Source organism: Caulobacter sp. GW821-FHT09B11, from assembly GCF_059418205.1.
Genome location: NZ_JBWKPK010000010.1, coordinates 44,964 through 64,759 on the forward strand (window position 1 = coordinate 44,964; position 19,796 = coordinate 64,759).

18 protein-coding genes and 2 pseudogenes are annotated in these 19,796 nt (G+C 71.4%); 7 read left to right on the forward strand and 13 right to left on the reverse strand.

The annotated features are described in order from the left end of the window. Positions 1-80 precede the first annotated feature (80 nt). Positions 81-2,033 (reverse strand): acetate--CoA ligase, encoded by a 1,953-nt coding sequence (acs, locus tag AC07N1_RS09545; RefSeq protein ID WP_494671580.1) that lies wholly within the window; start codon positions 2,031-2,033, stop codon positions 81-83. A gap of 126 nt (positions 2,034-2,159) precedes the next feature. On the opposite strand from acs, the pseudogene AC07N1_RS09550 reads away from it, so the two are divergent. Beyond that, positions 2,160-2,308: pseudogene (locus AC07N1_RS09550) on the forward strand (hypothetical protein); the annotation flags it as partial. Positions 2,309-2,328: 20 nt separating this feature from the next. Here the strand turns inward: AC07N1_RS09550 and adh are convergent. The 3 genes from adh to AC07N1_RS09565 form a co-directional block, all read right to left on the reverse strand. Next, positions 2,329-3,849 carry an aldehyde dehydrogenase gene (gene adh, locus AC07N1_RS09555; RefSeq protein WP_494671581.1) on the reverse strand — a complete coding sequence of 507 codons (1,521 nt, stop codon included), beginning with the start codon at positions 3,847-3,849 and terminating at the stop codon, positions 2,329-2,331. Between the two features lie 306 nt (positions 3,850-4,155). Next, positions 4,156-5,091: a GAF domain-containing protein gene (locus tag AC07N1_RS09560; RefSeq protein WP_494671582.1), complete on the reverse strand. Its 936-nt coding sequence runs from the start codon at positions 5,089-5,091 to the stop codon at positions 4,156-4,158. A 310-nt stretch (positions 5,092-5,401) separates the two neighbouring features. After that, the gene (locus AC07N1_RS09565) at positions 5,402-6,034 is read right to left on the reverse strand and encodes a peroxiredoxin (RefSeq protein WP_494671583.1); all 633 of its coding nucleotides are present in this window, start codon (positions 6,032-6,034) and stop codon (positions 5,402-5,404) included. A gap of 123 nt (positions 6,035-6,157) precedes the next feature. On the opposite strand from AC07N1_RS09565, the gene AC07N1_RS09570 reads away from it, so the two are divergent. After that, complete coding sequence (locus tag AC07N1_RS09570; RefSeq protein ID WP_494671584.1) at positions 6,158-6,907, forward strand: creatininase family protein; 750 nt, start codon at positions 6,158-6,160, stop codon at positions 6,905-6,907. Between the two features lie 80 nt (positions 6,908-6,987). Here the strand turns inward: AC07N1_RS09570 and AC07N1_RS09575 are convergent, their stop codons facing one another. Next, positions 6,988-7,950 (reverse strand): KpsF/GutQ family sugar-phosphate isomerase, encoded by a 963-nt coding sequence (locus AC07N1_RS09575; RefSeq protein ID WP_494671585.1) that lies wholly within the window; start codon positions 7,948-7,950, stop codon positions 6,988-6,990. 171 nt (positions 7,951-8,121) lie between these two features. Between AC07N1_RS09575 and AC07N1_RS09580 the strand changes: the two genes are divergently transcribed. After that, positions 8,122-9,093 carry a pepsin/retropepsin-like aspartic protease family protein gene (locus tag AC07N1_RS09580; RefSeq protein WP_494671586.1) on the forward strand — a complete coding sequence of 324 codons (972 nt, stop codon included), beginning with the start codon at positions 8,122-8,124 and terminating at the stop codon, positions 9,091-9,093. A gap of 17 nt (positions 9,094-9,110) precedes the next feature. On the opposite strand, the gene AC07N1_RS09585 is transcribed toward AC07N1_RS09580, so the two are convergent. The 8 genes and pseudogenes from AC07N1_RS09585 to tsaD all read right to left on the reverse strand — a co-directional run bounded on the left by AC07N1_RS09585 (position 9,111) and on the right by tsaD (position 15,502). Then, entirely contained in the window at positions 9,111-9,506 is a 396-nt protein-coding gene (locus AC07N1_RS09585) for a hypothetical protein (protein ID WP_494671587.1), read from the reverse strand. Between the two features lie 35 nt (positions 9,507-9,541). Further along, entirely contained in the window at positions 9,542-11,362 is a 1,821-nt protein-coding gene (locus AC07N1_RS09590; RefSeq protein WP_494671588.1) for a methyl-accepting chemotaxis protein, read from the reverse strand. A 128-nt stretch (positions 11,363-11,490) separates the two neighbouring features. Beyond that, positions 11,491-11,635: pseudogene (locus AC07N1_RS09595) on the reverse strand (hypothetical protein); the annotation flags it as partial. 12 nt (positions 11,636-11,647) lie between these two features. After that, positions 11,648-12,439 carry a class I SAM-dependent methyltransferase gene (locus AC07N1_RS09600; RefSeq protein ID WP_494671589.1) on the reverse strand — a complete coding sequence of 264 codons (792 nt, stop codon included), beginning with the start codon at positions 12,437-12,439 and terminating at the stop codon, positions 11,648-11,650. A 72-nt stretch (positions 12,440-12,511) separates the two neighbouring features. Further along, a complete protein-coding gene (locus AC07N1_RS09605) occupies positions 12,512-12,868 on the reverse strand; it encodes a Rieske (2Fe-2S) protein (RefSeq protein ID WP_494671590.1) in 357 nt (118 codons plus the stop codon). Between the two features lie 5 nt (positions 12,869-12,873). Then, positions 12,874-13,155 carry a YciI family protein gene (locus AC07N1_RS09610; protein WP_110118036.1) on the reverse strand — a complete coding sequence of 94 codons (282 nt, stop codon included), beginning with the start codon at positions 13,153-13,155 and terminating at the stop codon, positions 12,874-12,876. Between the two features lie 239 nt (positions 13,156-13,394). Continuing rightward, on the reverse strand, positions 13,395-14,390 hold the full coding sequence (locus AC07N1_RS09615; protein WP_494671591.1) for an NAD(P)H-dependent glycerol-3-phosphate dehydrogenase: 996 nt from the start codon (positions 14,388-14,390) through the stop codon (positions 13,395-13,397). Then, complete coding sequence (gene tsaD / locus AC07N1_RS09620; RefSeq protein ID WP_494671592.1) at positions 14,387-15,502, reverse strand: tRNA (adenosine(37)-N6)-threonylcarbamoyltransferase complex transferase subunit TsaD; 1,116 nt, start codon at positions 15,500-15,502, stop codon at positions 14,387-14,389. Before tsaD ends, AC07N1_RS09615 begins: the two co-directional genes overlap by 4 nt. Before the next feature lie 72 nt (positions 15,503-15,574). Here tsaD and hemC point away from each other — a divergent pair, with 72 nt between their 5' ends. The 4 genes from hemC to AC07N1_RS09640 are packed head-to-tail and all read left to right on the forward strand — an operon-like array spanning position 15,575 to position 19,763. Further along, positions 15,575-16,543 (forward strand): hydroxymethylbilane synthase, encoded by a 969-nt coding sequence (gene hemC, locus AC07N1_RS09625; RefSeq protein WP_494671593.1) that lies wholly within the window; start codon positions 15,575-15,577, stop codon positions 16,541-16,543. After that, on the forward strand, positions 16,540-17,241 hold the full coding sequence (locus tag AC07N1_RS09630; RefSeq protein ID WP_494671594.1) for a uroporphyrinogen-III synthase: 702 nt from the start codon (positions 16,540-16,542) through the stop codon (positions 17,239-17,241). The genes hemC and AC07N1_RS09630 overlap by 4 nt, the downstream gene beginning before the upstream one ends. 42 nt (positions 17,242-17,283) lie before the next feature. Continuing rightward, positions 17,284-18,198: a COG4223 family protein gene (locus AC07N1_RS09635; protein WP_494671595.1), complete on the forward strand. Its 915-nt coding sequence runs from the start codon at positions 17,284-17,286 to the stop codon at positions 18,196-18,198. Then, positions 18,195-19,763: a heme biosynthesis HemY N-terminal domain-containing protein gene (locus AC07N1_RS09640; protein WP_494671596.1), complete on the forward strand. Its 1,569-nt coding sequence runs from the start codon at positions 18,195-18,197 to the stop codon at positions 19,761-19,763. Before AC07N1_RS09635 ends, AC07N1_RS09640 begins: the two co-directional genes overlap by 4 nt. Positions 19,764-19,796 lie beyond the last annotated feature (33 nt).

The following is a 19,796-nucleotide window of genomic DNA, read 5'->3' on the forward strand; positions in this document are numbered from 1 at the left end:
CTCGCCCTTGCGGCTGACAGAGGGGTTCCCGCCACGAGGGCGGGAATGACGGGAGTTTGGGAAAAGCGGCGCAGAGCCTTCTAAGCCGCCTTCGCCCCCGCCCGGTTCCTCACCAGATCGTCCACCACCGACGGATCGGCCAGGGTCGAGGTGTCGCCGAGGGCGTCCACCGCGTTCTCGGCGATCTTGCGCAGGATGCGGCGCATGATCTTGCCCGAGCGGGTCTTGGGCAGGCCCGGCGCCCATTGCAGGACGTCCGGCGCAGCGAAGGGGCCGATCTCGTGGCGGACCCAGAGGACCAGCTGCTTGCGCAGTTCCTCGGTGGGCGTCGCGTCGGCCTTCAGGGTGACGTAGGCGTAGACGCCCTGGCCCTTGATGTCGTGCGGATAGCCGACCACCGCGGCCTCGGCGACGGCTTCGTGAGCCACGAGAGCGCTCTCGATCTCGGCGGTGCCCAGGCGGTGGCCCGAGACGTTGATGACGTCGTCCACTCGGCCGGTGATCCAGTAGTAGCCGTCGGCGTCGCGCTTGCAGCCGTCGCCGGTGAAGTACTTGCCGGGATAGGTCGAGAAATAGGTCTCGAAGAAGCGCTGGTGGTCGCCATAGACCGTGCGCATCTGGCCAGGCCAGCTGTCGGTGATGACGAGGTTGCCCTCGGTCGCCCCCTCCAGCACCGCGCCCTCGGCGTCAACCAGCTGCAGCTTGACGCCCGGCAGCGGCTTGGTGGCCGAGCCCGGCTTAAGCGCCGTGGCGCCCGGCAGGGGCGAGACGAGAATGCCGCCGGTCTCGGTCTGCCACCAGGTGTCGACGATCGGCAGGCGATCCTTGCCGACCACGCGGTGATACCAGAGCCAGGCTTCCGGATTGATCGGCTCGCCGACGCTGCCCAGCAGGCGCAGGGACGACAGGTCGTTCTTGGTCACGTGCTCGTCGCCCTCGCGCATCAGGGCGCGCAGGGCCGTGGGGGCGGTGTAGAAGATCTCGACCTTGTGCTTGTCGACCACCTCCCAGAACCGCGACGGCGTCGGATAGTTGGGCACGCCCTCGAAGATCAGGCTGGTCCCGCCGTTGGCCAGCGGGCCGTAGACGACGTAAGAGTGGCCGGTGACCCAGCCGACGTCGGCCGTGCACCAGAACACCTCGCCGGGCCGATAGTCGAAGACGGATTCGAAGGTCCAGCTGGCCCAGGCCAGGTAGCCGCCGGTGGTGTGCAGCACGCCCTTGGGCTTACCCGTCGAGCCGGAGGTGTAGAGGATGAACAGCGGGTCCTCGGCGTTCATCGGCTCGGGTTCGCAGACGTTCGAGGCGGCGTCCCGGACGTCGTTCCAGACCACGTCGCGGCCTTCGACGATCGGCACCTCGGCGCCGGTCCAGCGGACCAGCAGCACCTTCTCGACCTGCGGGCACTGCTCGAGCGCCTCGTCGATATTGGCCTTCAGCGGCACCTTCTTGCCGCCGCGACGGCCCTGGTCGGCGGTGATGACGAGACGCGAGTCGCAGTCCTGAATGCGGCCGGCGATGCTGTCGGGCGAGAAGCCGCCGAACACGACGGAGTGGATGGCGCCGATGCGGGCGCAGGCCAGCATGGCGACGGCGGCGACGGGGACCATCGGCAGGTAGATGGTGATCCGGTCGCCCTTCTTGGCGCCCAGGTCCTTGAGCGCATTGGCCATGCGGCAGACGTCGTCGTGCAGCTGGCCGTAGGTGATCTTGTCGGAGACGCCCGGCTCGTCGCCCTCGAAGATCAGGGCGACGTCGTCCTTGCGGTGCGGCAGGTGGCGGTCGATGCAGTTGGCGCTGACGTTCAGCACCCCGTCCTCGTACCAGCGGATGCGGAAGCCGTCCTTGGCGTAGGAGACGTCCTTGATCTTGGTCGGAGCCTTGATCCAGTCGAGGCGGGCGGCCAGATCGCGCCACCAGCCCTCGGGATCGCTCTCGACCCGGGCCACGGCGGCCTCGTAGCCGGCGGCGTCGATATGGGCCTTGCCCGCCCAGTCTTCCGGCACCGGAAACAGCTGTCCGTCGCTCACCACGCGTCTCCCTAGGTCTCTACAGTCGATCTTGTCGTCGCCAGCGATGTTGCCGCTGCGTCAGTCGTCGTCTTGCGAGCGGGAGTATGCGAAGCGCCGCCCCCTGCGCAAGCAGACCAATTCTGTTTCGTGCGGCAGAATTCGGGTCTTGTTCGTTTTGTCGGTTTTGGAGCCTCTAGCGCCGCCGAAATCCCCGCCCTTCGACAGGCTCAGGGTGAGGATTTCTACTGGACCGCAGCCATCGCCCTCATCCTGAGCTTGTCGAAGGACGAGGGCGACGCAACAAGGCGGGCCGCCTCTAGAAGAAGCCCAGCGCCTTGGCGCTGTAGCTGACCAGCAGGTTCTTGGTCTGCTGGTAGTGGTCGAGCATCATCTTGTGGGTCTCGCGGCCCACGCCCGACTGCTTGTAGCCGCCGAAAGCCGCGTGGGCCGGATAGGCGTGGTAGCAGTTGGTCCACACCCGGCCGGCCTGGATGCCGCGCCCGAAGCGGTAGGCGCGCGAGCCGTCGCGGGTCCACACCCCGGCCCCGAGGCCGAAGGCGGTGTCGTTGGCGATCTCCAGCGCCTCTTCCTCGGTCTCGAAGGTGGTCACCGCCAGGACGGGACCGAAGATCTCCTCCTGGAAGATCCGCATCTTGTTGTGGCCCTCGAACACCGTCGGCTCGACATAGAAGCCGTCGGCCAGCCGGCCCGGCAGCACGGTGCGCGAGCCGCCGGTCAGGAGCTTGGCGCCCTCGTCGCGACCGATGTCCATGTAGCCGAGGATCTTCTTCAGCTGCTCCTCGGAGGCCTGGGCGCCGATCATGGTCGCGGGATCCAGCGGATTGCCCTGCACCACCGCCTGCACGCGCTTCAGCGCCTTCTCCATGAACTTGTCGTAGATCGACTTCTGCACCAGGGCGCGGCTCGGGCAGGTGCAGACCTCGCCCTGGTTCAGCGCGAACATCGCGAAGCCCTCCAGCGCCTTGTCGAGATAGTCGTCGTCCTCGGCGGTGACATCGGCGAAGAAGATGTTGGGCGACTTGCCGCCCAGTTCCAGCGTCACCGGGATCAGGTTCTGGCTGGCGTACTGCATGATGAGGCGGCCGGTGGACGTCTCGCCGGTGAAGGCGATCTTGGCGATGCGCGGGCTGGACGCCAGCGGCTTGCCGGCCTCCAGGCCAAAGCCGTTGACCACATTGACCACGCCGGGCGGCAGCAGGTCGCCGATCAGCTCGAACAGCACCATGATCGAGGCCGGGGTCTGCTCGGCGGGTTTCAGCACCACGCAGTTGCCGGCCGCGATCGCCGGGGCCAGCTTCCAGCAGGCCATCAGCAGCGGGAAGTTCCACGGGATGATCTGGCCGACCACGCCCAGCGGCTCGTGGAAGTGGTAGGCGATGGTGTCGTGGTCGATCTCGGAGATCGAGCCTTCCTGGCTGCGCAGGCAGCCGGCGAAATAGCGGAAGTGGTCGATGGCCAGCGGCAGGTCGGCGGCCATGGTCTCGCGGATCGGCTTGCCGTTGTCCCAGGTCTCGGCCGTCGCCAGGGTCTGGAGGTTCTCCTCCATGCGGTCGGCGATCCTGAGCAGGACCCGCGAGCGGTCGGCGGCGCTCGTTCTGCCCCAGGCGTCCTTGGCGGCGTGGGCGGCGTCGAGGGCGCGCTCGACGTCTTCGGCCTGAGAGCGGGCGATCTCGCAGACCTTGCGGCCGGTGATCGGCGAGGCGTTGTCGAAATAGCGGCCGTCGGCCGGGGCGACCCACTGGCCGCCGATGAAGTTGTCGTAGCGCGCCTTGAACGGCGGGCGGGACAGCGAGTCGATGAACTCTGGCTTGGTCATGGTTTCCTCCGTCGCGCCGTCTTCGGCGTCGCAGGGAGGAGCTTGCGCCTGGATTTTCGGTGTGGAGCGGGGCGGTGGAGGCGGCGGGCCGGAGGTGTCTCAGGCTTGCGACAGGTTGGGCGGTTTAGATTGCCCTGCCCGCCCCCCCCTTCATCCCGTCATTCCCGCCCTTGTGGCGGGAAACCCTCTGTCAGCCGCAAGGGCAGCGGGGGCGGCGTGCTGAGCACGCCGCTTGAACTTCACGTGCAAGCGGAACCAGGGTTTCCCGCCACAAGGGCGGGAATGACGGGAGTTGAGAGGCAGAGACTAGGAGCGCCCCAGCCCCAGCCGGTTGATCTTCCGGTGCAGCGTCGCCCGGCTGACCCCCAGCGCGGTCGCCGCCGCCGAGACGTTGCCGCCGGCGGCTCCCAGCGCCCGGCGCACCACGGCGCGTTCGGCGTCTTCCAGGTCGGCGCCGCGGTCGGGAGACGGCATCCCCCGCCGCAGCTTCTCGTCGGTGAGGTCGAGGGCCTGGCGGGCGGCGCGGGTGGCGCCGATGACCACGTCGTCGGCGTCGACGGCCAGCATCGGGGTCGAGGCGCGGTCGGCGCGGACCTCGCCCAGCAGCACGATGCGCGCGCCGGGGAAGGCCTCGCGGAAGGCCTTGGACTCGATGCGGCGCGCGGCGTCGTTGACCACAGTCTCCATCAGGCCGGTCATGCCTTCCAGGCCCGGCCGGCAGGACGAGACGTCGAGCGCGCCGGCGAGGCGCCCCTGCGGGTCGAACAGCGGCGCGACGGTGCAGGACAGGCCGATGTTGCGGGTGTGGAAGTGCTGGTCGCGGTGGATGGTCAGGGTGCGCTGTTCGGCCAGGCACGTGCCGATGCCGTTGGTGCCCTCGCGGGCCTCGCTCCACACCGCGCCGGTCCACAGCCCCCAGCGGTGGAACACCGGATCGTCGGCCGCCATGCCGCGCCGGTCGACAGGCACGCCGACGCTGTCGGTCAGCAGCACGCAGCTGCCGGAGGACCCGACCGCCTGGAACAGGGCGTCCAGCGTGTCGGAGGCCGCCGCGCGCAGGGCGCCCATGCGCTCCTGGGCCTCGCCCAGTTCGCGCTGCGACAGGGTGTCGGGCGCCTTGCGGTTTTCAGGATCCAGGCCGTGCAGCACCAGGCTGCGCCGCCAGGAGGCCGCCACCGGCGACAGGGCGGGACCCGCGCCGTCGAGCACGGCGAAGACGTCCTGGGCGTGGGCTGCGGCCATCGATGTCTCCTCCCCCGGCGCCTTCGTTGACGCCAGGAGGAAGACTTTGCGCGCGTGAGATCCCCCCGTGCAAGCGCGCGAAGGTGGAGTCAGGTGCTCGGATCGACTGCCGGCGTTGCAGCCGATGTGAACGGGGCTCCCAGGCCTCTCCCCCGATCGCCTTCCTGGGCCTTGTGCCCAGGATCCATCGGTCAGCCGCTCAAACCTCTCCAGAAAGGCCAAGGTCTGAGCGCTCGCCGGCATGGGCCCTCGCCACGAGGGCGAGGGAGGCAAGATCTTGTTGGCTGCGGAACGGAAGGACAGCCGCCCCTTACGCCGGCTGCGGCACCACCCGCAGGTAGGGCTTCTGCTCGTCCCAGCCGCCCGGGAAGAGGGTCTTGGCCGTCTCGTTGTCGACCGAGGGGACGATGATCACGTCGTCGCCCTGGGTCCAGTTGGCCGGGGTGGCGACCTTGTGGCCGTCGGTCAGCTGCAGGCTGTCGATGACCCGCAGGATCTCGTCGAAGTTCCGCCCGGTCGAGGCCGGATAGGTCAGGGTCAGGCGCAGCTTCTTGTTGGCGTCGATGATGTAGACGCTGCGGACGGTCAGGGTGTCGGACGCATTGGGGTGGATCATGCCGTAGAGGTTCGACACCGAGCGGTCGGTGTCGGCGATCAGCGGGAAGTTCAGCTTCGCGCCTTGCGTCTCCTCGATGTCGGCCGCCCAGCCGCCGTGGTTCTCCAGGCCGTCGACCGACAGGCCGATCACCTTGACGCCGCGCCTGTCGAATTCCGGCTTCAGCTTGGCCACCGTGCCCAGTTCGGTGGTGCAGACCGGCGTGAAGTCCTTGGGGTGCGAGAACAGCACGACCCACGAGCCGGCCGCCCAGTCGTGGAACTGGATCGGGCCTTCGGTCGAGGCCTGGGTGAAGTCCGGAACGATGTCGCCGAGTTGCAGGCCCATGGCGGGCTCCCATGATGAAATTTCGGGTCGGCTCCGCGCGCCATCGGGCGTAAAGCCGTGACGGAATGCTAGGCGCGGGTCCCCCGCCGCGCCGCCCCAGGATTTCTTTCGGAGTTTCCAGCCATGCTGCTCGCCCTTTCGACCTGGCCCGAGATCGAGACCTTCCTTGCCCGGTCGAAGACGGTGGTGGTGCCGATCGGCTCCAACGAGCAGCACGGGCCGACGGGCCTGCTGGGCACCGACTGGCTGTGCCCGGAGATCATCGCCCACGAGGCCAGCAAGCGTTCGGACGAGGTGCTGGTGGCCCCGACCTTCAATGTCGGCATGGCCCAGCACCACCTGGCCTTCCCGGGCACCATCTTCCTGCGCCCCTCGACCTTCATGGCCGCGATCGGCGACTGGACGCGCTCGCTGGGCGCCCATGGCTTCGAGAAGGTCTATTTCCTCAACGGCCACGGCGGCAACGTCGCCACCATCGAGGCGGCGTTCTCGGAGATCTACGCCGAGTACAGCTTCCGCAAGGAGCGCTGCCCCTTCGCCATGAAGCTGAAGAACTGGTGGGACCTCGACGGCGTCAACGCCCTGGCCATGCGCCAATTCCCGGTCGGCCACGGCAGCCACGCCACCCCGTCGGAAATCGCGGTGACCCAGTGGGGCTATCCCGACAGCATCAAGACCGCGCCTTACGAACCCAAGATCGCCCCCACCGGCCCGATCCGCGAAGCCCTGGACTTCCGCGCCCGCTACGCCGACGGCCGCATGGGCTCCGACCCGGCCCTGGCCACCCCCGAAAAGGGCGGCGAGCTGGTCGAGCAGGCGGTCGTCTCGCTGATCAGGGACCTGACGGCGTTCGGGGCCGAGGCGCGGGTCTAGGCGCCCTCCCCCTTCTCTCCCGTCATTCCCGCCCTTTTGGCGGGAATGACGGGAAGTTGGAGGTGAAGGGGCGGCGGCCTTCAGATCACCCCGGCCCGCAGCAGATCGTGGACGTGCAGCACGCCCACCGGCCTGGCGTTCTCGACGACGAACAGCACGGTGATCCGGCGCTCGTTCATCACCTTCAGGGCCTCGGCGGCCAGGGCGCCCGAGGCGATCACCAGCGGGCTTCTGGTCATCACCTCGCCGGCGATGTGGCCCATCAGGCCGTCCATGTGGCGGCGAAGGTCACCGTCGGTGATCAGGCCGACGAGTTCGCCGGCCGCGTCGGTCACGCCCACAGCGCCGAAGCGCTTCTGGCTCATGACCAGCAGGGCCTCGCCCATCGGCGCGCTCTCGGCCACCAGCGGCAGTTCGTCGGCGCCGTGCATCAGGTCGGCCACGGTGCGCAGCACCGCGCCCAGCTTGCCGCCCGGGTGGAAGATCCGGAAGTCGCTGGCGGTGAAGCCGCGGCTTTCCAGCAGCGCCACGGCCAGGGCGTCGCCGAGCGCGATCTGCAGGGTGGTCGAGGTGGTCGGGGCGTTTACCTCGGCCGTCGCTTCGGGCGCGTCGGGCAGCAGCAGCAGCACGTCGCCGGCCTTGCCCAGCTGGCTGGTCGCCACCGCCGTGACGGCGATCAGCGGGATCGAGAAGCGCTTGCAGTAGGTCAGGGTGTCGGCCAGCTCGCGGGCCTCGCCCGACTTCGACAGGGCCAGCACCACGTCGTCGGGACCGATCATGCCCAGGTCGCCGTGGCTGGCCTCGGCCGGGTGGACGAACATCGCCTGGCTGCCGGTCGAGGCCAGGGTGGCGGCGATCTTGCGCGCCACGTGGCCCGACTTGCCCATGCCGGTGCAGACGATGCGGCCCTTGGCGTCGTGCATCACCCGCACGGCCTGCGTGAAGGCCTCGCCCAGGCCGTCGGCCATCTGCGAAAGGGCCTGGGCCTCGATGCTCAGCACCCGGCGGCCCACGGCCACGGCGTCGGAAATCGTATCGGTCATGTGGTCAGAAACTCCGTGCGCTGCCCATACCAGCCCGCGCGCGGTTGAGCGAGGGCGGCCGATGCGCCCGCCTTGACCCGCCACCCCAGATGGTCGAGGCTAATTTTACAATTGATGAGATTATGCGCCGCATTGTGGGAGCGCGTGATCCAGGCTTCGGGGGAAGGCGTCATGCGCAAGGCGATCCTGCTGGCGGCGAGCCTCCTGGCGCTGGGCGGGGCCTCGCACGCCCTCGCCCAATCGGCCGAACAGCCCGCCGCCGCCCCCTCGCCCGCCGCGCCGGAACAGTTCAACGCCCGCATCAGCTTCGAGCCGCCCGCCACGCACGCCGCAACCGCCTACGACCCTTCCGGCAAGCACATCCTGTTCAAGGCGCAGGTCGCGGGCCGCGAGGTCTGGGCCCTGCTGGACACCGGCGCCGCCAAGACCCTGGTCGACCTCGATCTGGCGCGCGCCGCCGGCCTGAAGGTCGGCCCGCCGGAAGGCGTGCTGACGCTCATCACCGGCACGACCATCGCCAGGCATCGCGTGCACGACATCGAGCTTGGCGTGCCCAGGCAGTTCACCCTCCGCAGCGAGCTGGCCACCGGCGCCGACCTGAAGCCGACGTCGGCGGCCTTCAAGCGCGAGATCGGCCTCATCCTCGGCGCCGACCTGCTGACCGGACTGGGGGTGAAGATCGACCCGGGCCGCGGCGTCCTCGACTTCTATCCGTCCGGAGCGCTGAAGCCGCCGGCGTCCTTTCCGGCCTTCCTGCCGCTGGACAAGGACTTCACCATCGAAATCCTGGTCGCCGACCAACCGATGCGCGTGAAGTTCGACCTCGGCTCCGACTCCGCCCTGATGCTGAAGCCCGAGGCCTGGGCCAGGATCGCGCCGCCGGACGCCAAGCTGGTGATGGCCACGATGGGCGGCGCCGACGGCCAGCCGCATGTGGTCGACACGGGGCGGGCGCCGAGCGTGAAGATCGGCACGATGCAATACACCGACGTGAAGACGAACATCATGCCGCTGCCGGACAGCGGAACCGACGGCGCGCTTGGCATGGGCCTGCTGGGCCAGACCTTGATCGTGATCGACGCCAGGGCCGGCAAGCTGTGGCTGGCCAGGCGCCTCTCGTCGAACCCGGCCGCGCCGCAGTAGCGACCGGCGCGAGGCGTTCAGGCGAAGAGCGTCCGCAGGTCGTCGAGCAGGGCACGCCGCCAATCCTCGACGGCCGCGCCGGCGCGAGCATCGCCCAGGCGCGCGAAGGCGGCGTCGACCGCGTCACCCTCGGCTTGCTCGATCCCTTCCAGCGCTCCGACCGCCTCGTGCGCCACCTCGAAGCCGCCGGTGATCGCCAGATCCACCAGCAGGCCGACATGCGGCGCGCAGTCGAGCATCGCCAGGGCGTGGACCAGCGTGCCGCGATGGTTGACGAGATCCGGCCGCCGGATCAGCCGCGCCAGCACCTCGGCGAGACCAGGCGTACGGGCGTCGGCCAGCCGTAGGGCCAGGGCGTTGCGCTCACTGGCGTCGGCGCAGCTCTCCAGGGCGTGAAGGGCGTTCGCGGTCACGCCCCAGCCGTAGCCGAAAGCCGCCCCCTTGGAAATCAGGCCGCGCGGCGCGTTCCCGGACGCTGGCCGGGCCGCTCGGCCCCGCCGGCGATCTTCAGCTCGCCCATGCGGTCGGCCAGGCGCGTGGCCTCGTTGGAGAGGGCGTGGCTGGCGGCCGTGGTCTCTTCCACCATGGCGGCGTTCTGCTGGGTGACCTGGTCCATCTGGTTCACGGTGGCGTTCACTTCGGCCAGACCCTGCGCCTGGGTCTTTGCCGAGGCGGTGATCTCGCGCACCAGGCGGTCGATCTCCTCGACCTGGCCGGCGATGCCGCGCAGCACCTCGCCCGCCCGGCCGACATAAGAGACCCCCTGCCCGACCTCGGCGGCGCTGGCGGCGATCAGGGTCTTGATCTCCTTCGCGGCCTCGGCAGAGCGCTGGGCCAGGGCCCGCACCTCGGACGCCACCACGGCGAAGCCGCGGCCGGCCTCGCCCGCACGGGCCGCCTCGACCCCGGCGTTGAGGGCCAGAAGGTTGGTCTGGAAGGCGATCTCGTCGATCACCCCGATGATCCGGCCGATCTGGCTGGAGGACTGCTCGATGCCGGCCATGGCCCCGACGGCCTGGTCGACGACGTCGCCGCTGGCCTGGGCGGCCTGGCGGGCGCGGGCCACCACCTGGCGGGCGCGCTCGGCCCCGTCGGCGGCGGCGCGGACCGTGCTGGTGATCTCGTCGAGGGCGGCGGCGGTCTCTTCCAGGCTGGCGGCCTGATGCTCGGTGCGGCGGGAAAGGTCGTCGGCGGCCTCGGTGATCTCGCGGGCCCCGCCCTGGATCATCGCCACCCCGTCCAGCGAGGCGGCGACCAGGCCGGCCAGCTTGTCGAGAGCGAGGTTGTAGTCCTGGCGCAGGGCCTCGTAGCCGGCCGGGAAGGCCTGGTCGATGCGCTGCGACAGATCGCCGACCGCGAGGCTCTGGAGAGCGGACCCGAGGGCCTCGACCACCGCGCGCTGGGTGGCGTCGGCCTCGTCGCGGCGGGCCTCGGCGGCCTGGCGCTCGGCTTCCAGGGTCTCGCGGACGTCGGCGGCCTCCAGCTCCTGCTGGCGGGCGACGACGGCGTCCTTGAAGGCGTGCAGGGCGGCGGTCATCTGGCCGATCTCGTCCTTGCGGGCGCTGCTGGGCAGGACGACGGTCAGGTCGCCCTGGGCCAGGCGGCGCAGGCAGCCGGTGATCGCCACCAGCGGCGCGATCAGCACCCGGCGGGCGGCGATGACCATGGCGGCGGCGAACAGGGCCGCCACGCCCAGCAGGGCGGCCATCAGCACCTGGCCAAGATCGCCCAGGCGCTTGGCGGCGTCGGCGTCGTCCTGGGCGGCCAGCTCGATCTTCTGCGACGCGCCCTCCATCGCCGTTTCCAGCGCCGAGAACTGCTTGTTGAACTCGGGCAGCAGGGCGCGCGCGGCGGCGGGATCGCTACCCGCCGCGCCGACCAGCTTGCGGGCGGTGGCGATATAGGCCGCCAGGGGCGCGGACACGTGGTCGAGCGCGGCCTGGGCGGCGGGATCCTGGGCCAGGGCCCGGCTCTCCTTGATGTCGGTCTCGAAGGCGCCGACGTGCTCGGCGAGGTCGGCCTGGACCTGCTTGAGGTCGACGCCCAGCGCCGGGTCGGTGGCCATGATCGCGCCGCTGGCGTCGCCGCGCAAGGCGTCGTGCATCATGTCGGCGTGCATGTGCAGCCGCAGCACCCGCGACGAGGCCGCCGAGCGGTCCAGCGCGTTCGACAGGCTGACGGCCACCCACAGGCCCGCGCCCGCCGCGGCCGCGCACAGCAGCGCCGCCCCGATGCTGGCGCCCATGATCTTCTGACTCAGCGAAGCCATAGGCCCCTCCCCCGCGATCTCACGCGCAAGGATGCGGGGCGGGGTCTCTAACGGGCCTTAACCACGCCAGCGACCGATGGTCGCGGACCGGAGGTTGCGGAGCAAGATGTAGAGACGCGCGCTCCAAAACCTCCCGTCATTCCCGCCCTTGTGGCGGGAACCCCTGGTTCCGCTGGCACGGGAAGCGCAGGCGACGTGCTGAGCACGTCGCCCCATCCGCACTTGCGGCTGACAGAGGGGTTCCCGCCACAAGGGCGGGAATGACGGGCTGATAGGGTGCGGATCCTACCGCGGGATCTCGGCCGTCTTGACCAGGGCGACCTGGCGGTAGACCGCCGCGACGTCGAAGTAGCGGCCGAAGGCGGCGTGGAACTGGTCGACGGCCTGCTTCACGCCGGGGCCGCCGATCTCGCTGATGTCGTGCCAGTAGTCGTCGAGCACCATCATGCCGCCCACCTCCAGCAGGCTGGCGCAGCAGCACAGGTCGATCATCACCGCCAGCGCCGTATGGCTGCCGTCGACATAGATCAGGTCGAACTTCTGGTCGGCCTCGAGCATCTTGGGCAGCTCGTAGGTCGAGAAGCCCTTGTGGGTGTGGACCTTGCCGAAGGTGGTGCGCGCCATGTTGCGATGAAAGCGCGGCTCGACGGCGTGGTACTTCTCTTCCGGGTTCAGGTTTTCGTCGAACCAGGGATCGATCACCGTCACCTCGAGGCGATCGGGGAACATCCAGTCCATGAAGGCGAGGTTGCGGCCCTCGTAGGCGCCGATCTCCATGTAGCGGACCTTCGGCCCGGCGGCCGGGCGCTTGTCCATGAAGCCGCGCAGCAGCGGGGCCACGAAGGGGATGTTGTTGGCGGCCCAGGCCGAGGTGAACTCGAAGCCCTTGGCCTCGGAATAGGCGGCGAACTGGCCGGCGCTGTCGTGGTCGCGGGTCTTGGCCAGCATGGTGCGGGCCAGCTGCGAGGCGAAGCGCGGATTGATCTTGCCCAGGGAGCGCAGCTTGGCGCCGGCCCCGCGCGCGTCCACGGCGTCGGTCAGTTCGGCGTCGAAAGCGGGGGTCGATCCGTCGGCCATGGCGGCGGGCTCCTCTCAAGGTCGAGAGACCCTAGCCGCCCATCGGTTAAGGAAGGGTCAGGCGATCAGGGGTCAGGCCGCGACCACCCGGCCGTCCTCGACCCGCACGGGCCAGGCGGTGAGGCTCTTGCCGCCGCAGGGGCCGGCCACGCAGGCGCCGTCGGCGATGCGGAACAGGGCCGCGTGGCCGCCGCACAGGATCAGGTCGTTCTCGCGGGTCAGGAACCGGCCGCTGATCCCGGCCAGCGGCCAGCCGGCGTGCGGGCAGCTGTCGACATAGGCGAAGACCTCGCCGTCCTTGCGGACGACGAAGCCGGCGAACATCGCCTCGCCTTCACGGTAGCGGAAGCCCGCCGCGCCCGGCTCGGGAATGTCGGCCAGGGCGCAGATCGCCTGGCCGGGCGCGGGGCGGGCGGGATTGTCGCTCATCAAGCTCAGAACGAACCGATGGCCAGGCGCCAGGGACGGACCTCGACGCTCTCGAACACGCCGGCGGCGGTGAACGGGTCGTTGTCGGCCTGGGCCTGGGCGGCGGCCTTGTCCTCGACCTCGACGACGATGATCGAGCCGATCGGATTGCCGTCGTCGTCCAGCAGGGCGCCGGCGGCCTTCAGGCCCGTCGAGGCGTTCAGGTAGTCCAGGTGCTTGGGGCGCACGGCCAGGCGGGTCTCGAGGGCGCCGGGCTTGTCCTTGCAGACGATGGCGTAGAGCGGCATGGGCGGTTCCTTGTTGAAGTCAGTGAGCGAGGCCGTCCTAAAGGATCCTCCCCCTCTGGGGGAGGTGTCGGCGAAGCCGACGGAGGGGGGTGTGGCTGATGAGATGGCCAGCGCCTCGAAAGCTGAAACCGCGGGGGGGGGGGTGTGGCTGATGAGATGGCCAGCGCCTCGAAAGCTGAAACCGCCCCCCCTCCGGCGCTACGCGCCACCTCCCCCAGAGGGGGAGGATTTTGTTACCCTTACCCCTCCGCCTTCAGCGGGCGGGAGAGCAGGCCCAGGATGGCGCTGTCGACGTCGACCTCGCCGGCCAGGATGGCGGCGACGGCTTCGCAGATCGGGGTCTCGACGCCGAGCTTCCGAGCCAGCGCCCGGACGGCCGGAGCCGAGGCGACGCCTTCGGCGACGCTGACCTTGCCGGCCAGGGCCTGTTCCAGGGTCTGGCCCTGGCCCAAGGCGAGGCCCACGGTCATGTTGCGCGACTGGCTGGACGAGCAGGTGAGCACCAGATCCCCCAGGCCGCAGAGGCCGGCGACGGTCTCGGCCTTGCCGCCGAGGGCCAGGGCCAGGCGGGTAAGCTCGGCGAAGCCGCGGGTGATCAGGGCGGCGTGGGCGTTACGGCCCAGGCCCTTGCCCTCCGAAATCCCGCAGGCGATGGCCAGGACGTTCTTCACCGCCCCGCCGGCCTCGGCCCCGATCACGTCGGCGGCCCAGTAGGGGCGGAAGGTCGGGATGGCGATGGCCTCGACGATCGCCTTGCCCAGGGCCTCGTCCTCGCAGGCCAGGGTGGCGGCGGCGGGCAGGCCGCGGGCGACCTCGCCGGCGAAGCTGGGACCCGACAACACGGCGATGGCCACGCCCGGCAGGGTCTCGGCGGCCACGTCGGTCATCAGCTTCAGCGAGCCCTGCTCGACGCCCTTGGAGCACAGCAACACCGGCACGCCGGGCTTCAGGTGCGGCTTCAGGGCGGCCATGGCCGAGCGCAGGTGCTGGGCCGGCGGCACGGCCAGGATCAGGTCGCAGTCGGCCAGGGCGGCCATGTCGGAGACGGCGGTGATCGCCGGCTCCAGCGCGACCCCGGCCAGGAACATCGTGTTCTCGCGCTTGTCGGCGATCGAGGCGACGACCTCGGGCTCGCGGGCCTGCAACGTGACTTGAAGGCCGGCGCGCGCCGCGACCTGGGCCAGGGCCGTGCCCCACGCCCCGGCGCCGACGACGCCCGCGTGCTTGAAGCTCATGCCTTGGCTCCCTTTCGACCGAAACTGTTGCTCGGATTGGATAACGCGGCCGCCTCGTCGAGGGGCCAGCGAGGACGCGCGACGGCGTCCAGATCATCGGAAATGCCGGCCGCCAGACGCTCGGCCCCGGCCAGGGCGATCATGGCGGCGTTGTCGGTGCAATAGGCCAGCGGCGGGGCGTCGAACGAAAAGCCGTTGTCCTCGCAGACCTTCAGCAGGGCCGCGCGCACCGCGCCGTTGGCGGCCACCCCGCCGGCGACGACGAAGCGGCGCTCGCCGGCCGCGTGCCCTTCGGCATAGAGCTTCATGGCCCGGTCGGTGCGTTCGGAGAGCTGGCGAGCGATGGCGAACTGCACGGCGGCGGCCAGGTCGGCCCGCTCCTGGTCGGTGGTCAGGGTGACGGCGATACGGGCGGCGGCGGTCTTCAGGCCCGAGAACGAGAAGTCGCAGTCCTTGCGGCCCAGCAGGGCGCGCGGCAGCTCGTACTTGCTGGCGTCACCGGTCTTGGCCAGCTTCTCCAGCGCCGGACCGCCCGGATAGGGCAGGCCCAGGCTCTTGGCGATCTTGTCGAAGGCCTCGCCGGCCGCGTCGTCGATGGTGGTGCCCAGGCGCTTGCAGGCGCCGACGCCGCCGACCTCCAGCAGCTGGCAGTGCCCGCCCGAGACCAGCAGCAGCAGAAAAGGATAGGCCACTTCGGCGCCCAGACGCGCCGAGACCGCGTGACCCTCCAGGTGGTTGACCGCCACCAGCGGCAGGTCGCGGGCCAGGGCGACGGCCTTGCCGAACGCCAGGCCGACCATCACCCCGCCGACCAGACCCGGACCGGCCGTGGCCGCCACGCCGTCCAGCGCGTCATAGCCGATACCGGCCGCGCGCATGGCCTCGGCGGCGACGCTGTCGATGACCTCCACATGGGCGCGGGCGGCGATCTCGGGCACCACCCCGCCGAACGGGGCGTGCTGCTCGAACTGGGTGCCGACGATCGAGGACAGCACCTCCACGCGGCCGTCGGCGTCCCGGCGCACGACGGACGCGGCGGTCTCGTCGCAGCTGGTCTCCAGACCAAGGACGATGAGACCCTTCGTGAGGCCAGAATCCGTAAGGGTTGTCATTCGGTTGCGGGGTTCCCGCCGCTCCTGTAGCAGCGAAGGCAGTTGTTTCGCTCAGCAGGTAACGTCCAGACCGTGTCCCGGCAACCCATCCGCATCGGCGCGCGCGGCTCCAAGCTGTCGCTGGCCCAGTCCGGCCACATGCAGGCGCGGATCGCGCGAGCCCTCGGCGCCCCCGACGACGCCGGTCCGGAAGAGATCGCGACCTACGCCCAGCTGATCCCGATCGTCACCAGCGGCGATCGCATCCAGGACCGCCGGCTGATGGAGATCGGCGGCAAGGGCCTGTTCACCAAGGAGATCGAGGAGGCCCTGCTCGACGGCCGCATCGACTGCGCGGTGCATTCGCTGAAGGACATGCCGGCCGTGCTGCCGCCGGGCCTCGTGCTGGCCGCGACGCCCGAGCGCGAAGACGTCCGCGACGCCTTCATCAGCCACAAGGCCCAGCGGCTGGAAGACCTGCCCCACGGCGCGCGCCTGGGCACCGCGTCCCTGCGTCGCCAGGCCCAGGCCCTGCACGTGCGGCCCGACCTCGACATCGTCATGCTGCGCGGCAATGTCGACACCCGCCTGGCCAAGCTGGAGCGCGGCGAGGCCGACGCCATCCTGCTGGCCCAATCGGGGCTGAACCGCCTGGGTCTGGGCCACATCCCGCAGAGCTGGCTCGACCCGGTCGCCGCGCCTCCGGCCCCGGGCCAGGGCGCCCTGGCGATCGAGAGCCGGGCCGAGGATGTCGACGCCCCCTGGCTGCAGGCCATCCGCTGCCGCCCGACCACCATCGCCGTGGCCGCCGAGCGCGGGGCGCTCTACGCCCTGGAAGGCTCGTGCCGCACGGCCGTCGGCGCCTATGGTCGCCTGGACGGCGCGCGCCTCTCCCTGCTGGTCGAGGCCCTCAGCCCCGACGGCGTCGTTCGCGTGCGCCACGAGGGCGAGGTGGTGCTGACGGGCGACGACGACGCCGGCCAGGCGCTCGCCCTGGGCCTGGAGCTGGGCGCGGCGGTCAAGGCCGAGGGCGGCGACGCCATCATCGCGCCGAGCGAATGACCCCGGGCGCGCCTCGCGTCTGGATCACCCGCGCCCGCCCCGGCGCCGAGGCCACCGCCGCGCGCCTTTCGACCCTCGGCTACGCCCCCCTGATCGACCCGCTGCTGGAGGTCCGCGACCTGCCGTGGACGGTGGACCTGGCCGGCGTCGGCGCCCTGGCGTTCACCAGCCGCAACGGCGTGGCCGCCTTCGCCCGGGCCAGCAGCGAGCGGGGCCTGCCGGTGTTCGCGGTCGGCGACGCCACGGCCGATGTCGCCGCCGAGGCCGGCTTCACCCACATCGAATCGGCGCGGGGCGACGTCGCCGACCTCGCCGCCCTGATCGTCGAGCGCCGCCCGGCCGGCGCCGTGCTGCATCCGGCCGCCGCCGAACCGGCCGGCGACCTCGTCTCGCCCCTGGTCCGCGCTGGGATCGAGGCGCGATCGGTCGCCGTCTACGAGACGGTCGCGCGCGCGCCGGACGCCGCGACGCTGGACGCCCTCGACGACCTGGCCGCCGTGCTGCTGCACTCGCCCAAGGCCGCCAAGGCCTTGGCGGCGGTGCTGGAAGCCCGCCCCGCCCCGGCCTTGCGCGCGCTCTGCCTGTCGCCCGCCGTGGGCGCGCCGCTTGCCGGCCTAGGCGACGCCGGCAAGCTCGGGCCTGTGGCCATCGCGCCGCTCCCCCGCGAAACAGCGTTGTTCGACCTCCTCGCCCCTTAAGGCGAAGTTGCACGCAAACCGCGCGTGGGGCACGAATGGACCATGAGCGCCGCCCCCGATCCCACCGAAATCGCCGCCCCCAGCGACCCGGCCCTCTATGCCAGGAAACCCCTGCTCGGCCCCATGTTCTGGGTGATGATCGCCCTGTGCGTGATCTGCGTCGGAGCCGGCGCGGCCATCGCCCATTTCGGCCCGACCTGGTTTTCCAGGCGCGGCGCGGCCCCGGAAGCACCCGCCGCCCCCGCGCCCGTCGCCGGCGGCTTCGCCGCCTCGTCCTCGTCGGCGCCCGTCGTCGCGACCACGCCTGACGCCCCCGCCCCCTCGGCCGAGATCGGCCGGCTGGAGGGCCGCATCGCCCTGCTCGAATCCGGCCAGCAGCGCACCCTCGACGCCGCCGCCGGGGCGCTCGCCGCCGCCAGCCTGGCCGAGGCCGCGCAGGGCAGCGAGCCCTTCGCCGACGCCGTGGCCAGCCTCGAGCGGGTGCTGCCGATGTCGTCGGAAGTCCGCGCCCTCGAACGCTTGGCCAGGGCCGGCGCCCCGACCGTGGCGGGTCTCGCCGCCAGCTTCGACGACCTGGCCGGCAGCGTCTCGGTCGCCGCCCACGATCCCGGCCCCGACGCCGGCGCCCTGGCCCGCCTGGGCCACGCCCTCTCGCGCGTCGTCACCATCCGCCAGGTCGGCTCGACGACGGGCAATGGTCCCGACGCCCTGCTGGCCCGCGCCCAGGCCCGGCTCGACGCCGGCGACGTGGGCGGCGCCCTGCGCCTGCTCGACGCCCTGCCGGCCTCCGCTCGCCCCGCCCTCGCCGCCTGGCGGGCCGAGGCCGAGCGCCGGGCCGAGATCGACCGCCTGGTCGCCTCGGTCCGCCAACAGGCCCTGACCGGCCTCGTCCAGGTGCAGCGCAGCCAGGCCGACGCGCGCCTGGCCGGTGGCGCCGGACCCGGGGGCGCTCAATGATCCGCGCCCTCTTCGCCCTGGTCGTCATCGCCGTCGTCGCCGTCGTCGTGGTCTCGCTGACCGGCGAGCCGGGCGCGGCCAGCCTGGAGTGGCTGGGCTGGCGGGTCGAGATGACGGCCGCCGCCGCCGCCCTGCTGACCCTGCTGCTGGCCCTGGTCGCCGCCGCCCTGTGGCGCGGCCTGCTGTGGATCATCGAGGCCCCCAAGCGCGCCGCCCGCGCCCGCGCCGAGGCACGGCGCAAGCAGGCGACCGAGGCCCTGTCGCGCGGCTTCCTGGCCGTGGCCGCCGGCGACGGTTCCGAAGCCCGTCGCCTGGCCCAGAAGGCCGCCGACCTCAATGACGACGCCCCGGCCCTGGTCCGCGTGCTGGCCGCCCAGGCGGCCGAAGCCGCTGGCGACAACGTCGCCGCGCGCCAGGCCTGGAACGCCATGCTGGGCTTTCCCGAGATGCGGCTGGCCGGCCTGCGCGGCCTGATGCAGCTGGCCTTGGCCGAAGGCGACCGCCAGCTGGCCCTGCGCCACGCCGAGACCGCCTATGGCCTGGCCCGCTCGGCCCTGTGGGCCTGGCGCGCCCTGCTGGAAGCCAAACTGGAGGCCGGCGACTGGGCCGCGGCCCTGCAACTGGTCCAGGGCGGCCAGGAGCGCAAGATCGTCTCGCCGGCCGTCGCCGAGCGGGCCCGCGCCGCGCTCCTTGCCGCCTCCGCCGCCAGCCTGGAGGAGTCCGACGAACCCAAGAGCCTCTCCCAGGCCCTCGACTTCGCCCTGCAATCGGTGAAGCTGAAGCCCGACTTCGCCCCCGGCGTGGTCATGGCCGCCCGCCTGCTGGCCGCCGACGGCAAGGCCGCCAAGGCCGGAACCCTGATCGAGGCCGCCTGGAAGGGCGCGCCCCACCCGGCCCTGTGGCTGGCCTATCGCGACCTCAAGACCAGCGAGACGCCCAAGGCCCGCGCCGCACGCCTGTCGGCCCTGGCCCAGCTGAAGCCCGAGGCCCGCGAAAGCCGCATCCTCAAGGTCGAGAGCGCCCTGATCGCCGGCGATCCCGCCGCGGCCCGCGCCGCCGCCCGCCTGCTGCCCGAGGAAGCCGCTCCCACCGCGCGCCTGGCCGGTCTGATGGCCCGCGTCGCTTTCGCCAATGCCGAGCCCGACGAGGCCCGCGCCTGGGTCGCCCGCGGCGTGGCCGCCCCTCAGGAGCCCGACTGGAGCGATCTCGACCCCGAGGGCCAGGCCTTCGCCTACGGCCGCGAGGACTGGGCCCGCCTGGCCGCCAGCTACGCCGAGACCGGCGAACTGGTGCATCCGCGCTTCGAGCGCCGCGAGCGCACGATGAGCGACCTGCCCGAGCTGCCCTCGGCCTACGGACGGTCAGCCTACGCCGAATCCACCGCCTTCGTGCACGCCGCCGAGACCGGCGGGGCCTTGATCCCGTTCCCCGACCACCCAGGCCTGGACGCCCCCGACGACCTGGACGATCCGCCCTCGCCGGACGCCCCGGGACCGGCTCCGGCGCCTCGTCGCAACACGAACGCACGCCGACGCTTGGCAAGCGGCCCGCGCCCCGCTAAATAGGCCGCTCCTCGCGCTCGGCGATTCGCCGACGCG

What these genes read in the sequence shown, in the direction of transcription:
- adh (WP_494671581.1), bottom strand. Translation starts at nt 3,849, where the DNA reads ATGACCAAGCCAGAGTTCATCGACTCGCTGTCCCGCCCGCCGTTCAAG.
- AC07N1_RS09560 (WP_494671582.1), bottom strand. Translation starts at nt 5,091, where the DNA reads ATGGCCGCAGCCCACGCCCAGGACGTCTTCGCCGTGCTCGACGGCGCG.
- AC07N1_RS09565 (WP_494671583.1), bottom strand. Translation starts at nt 6,034, where the DNA reads ATGGGCCTGCAACTCGGCGACATCGTTCCGGACTTCACCCAGGCCTCG.
- AC07N1_RS09570 (WP_494671584.1), top strand. Translation starts at nt 6,158, where the DNA reads ATGCTGCTCGCCCTTTCGACCTGGCCCGAGATCGAGACCTTCCTTGCC.
- AC07N1_RS09575 (WP_494671585.1), bottom strand. Translation starts at nt 7,950, where the DNA reads ATGACCGATACGATTTCCGACGCCGTGGCCGTGGGCCGCCGGGTGCTG.
- AC07N1_RS09580 (WP_494671586.1), top strand. Translation starts at nt 8,122, where the DNA reads ATGCGCAAGGCGATCCTGCTGGCGGCGAGCCTCCTGGCGCTGGGCGGG.
- AC07N1_RS09590 (WP_494671588.1), bottom strand. Translation starts at nt 11,362, where the DNA reads ATGGCTTCGCTGAGTCAGAAGATCATGGGCGCCAGCATCGGGGCGGCG.
- AC07N1_RS09600 (WP_494671589.1), bottom strand. Translation starts at nt 12,439, where the DNA reads ATGGCCGACGGATCGACCCCCGCTTTCGACGCCGAACTGACCGACGCC.
- AC07N1_RS09605 (WP_494671590.1), bottom strand. Translation starts at nt 12,868, where the DNA reads ATGAGCGACAATCCCGCCCGCCCCGCGCCCGGCCAGGCGATCTGCGCC.
- AC07N1_RS09610 (WP_110118036.1), bottom strand. Translation starts at nt 13,155, where the DNA reads ATGCCGCTCTACGCCATCGTCTGCAAGGACAAGCCCGGCGCCCTCGAG.
- AC07N1_RS09615 (WP_494671591.1), bottom strand. Translation starts at nt 14,390, where the DNA reads ATGAGCTTCAAGCACGCGGGCGTCGTCGGCGCCGGGGCGTGGGGCACG.
- tsaD (WP_494671592.1), bottom strand. Translation starts at nt 15,502, where the DNA reads ATGACAACCCTTACGGATTCTGGCCTCACGAAGGGTCTCATCGTCCTT.
- AC07N1_RS09630 (WP_494671594.1), top strand. Translation starts at nt 16,540, where the DNA reads ATGACCCCGGGCGCGCCTCGCGTCTGGATCACCCGCGCCCGCCCCGGC.
- AC07N1_RS09635 (WP_494671595.1), top strand. Translation starts at nt 17,284, where the DNA reads ATGAGCGCCGCCCCCGATCCCACCGAAATCGCCGCCCCCAGCGACCCG.
- AC07N1_RS09640 (WP_494671596.1), top strand. Translation starts at nt 18,195, where the DNA reads ATGATCCGCGCCCTCTTCGCCCTGGTCGTCATCGCCGTCGTCGCCGTC.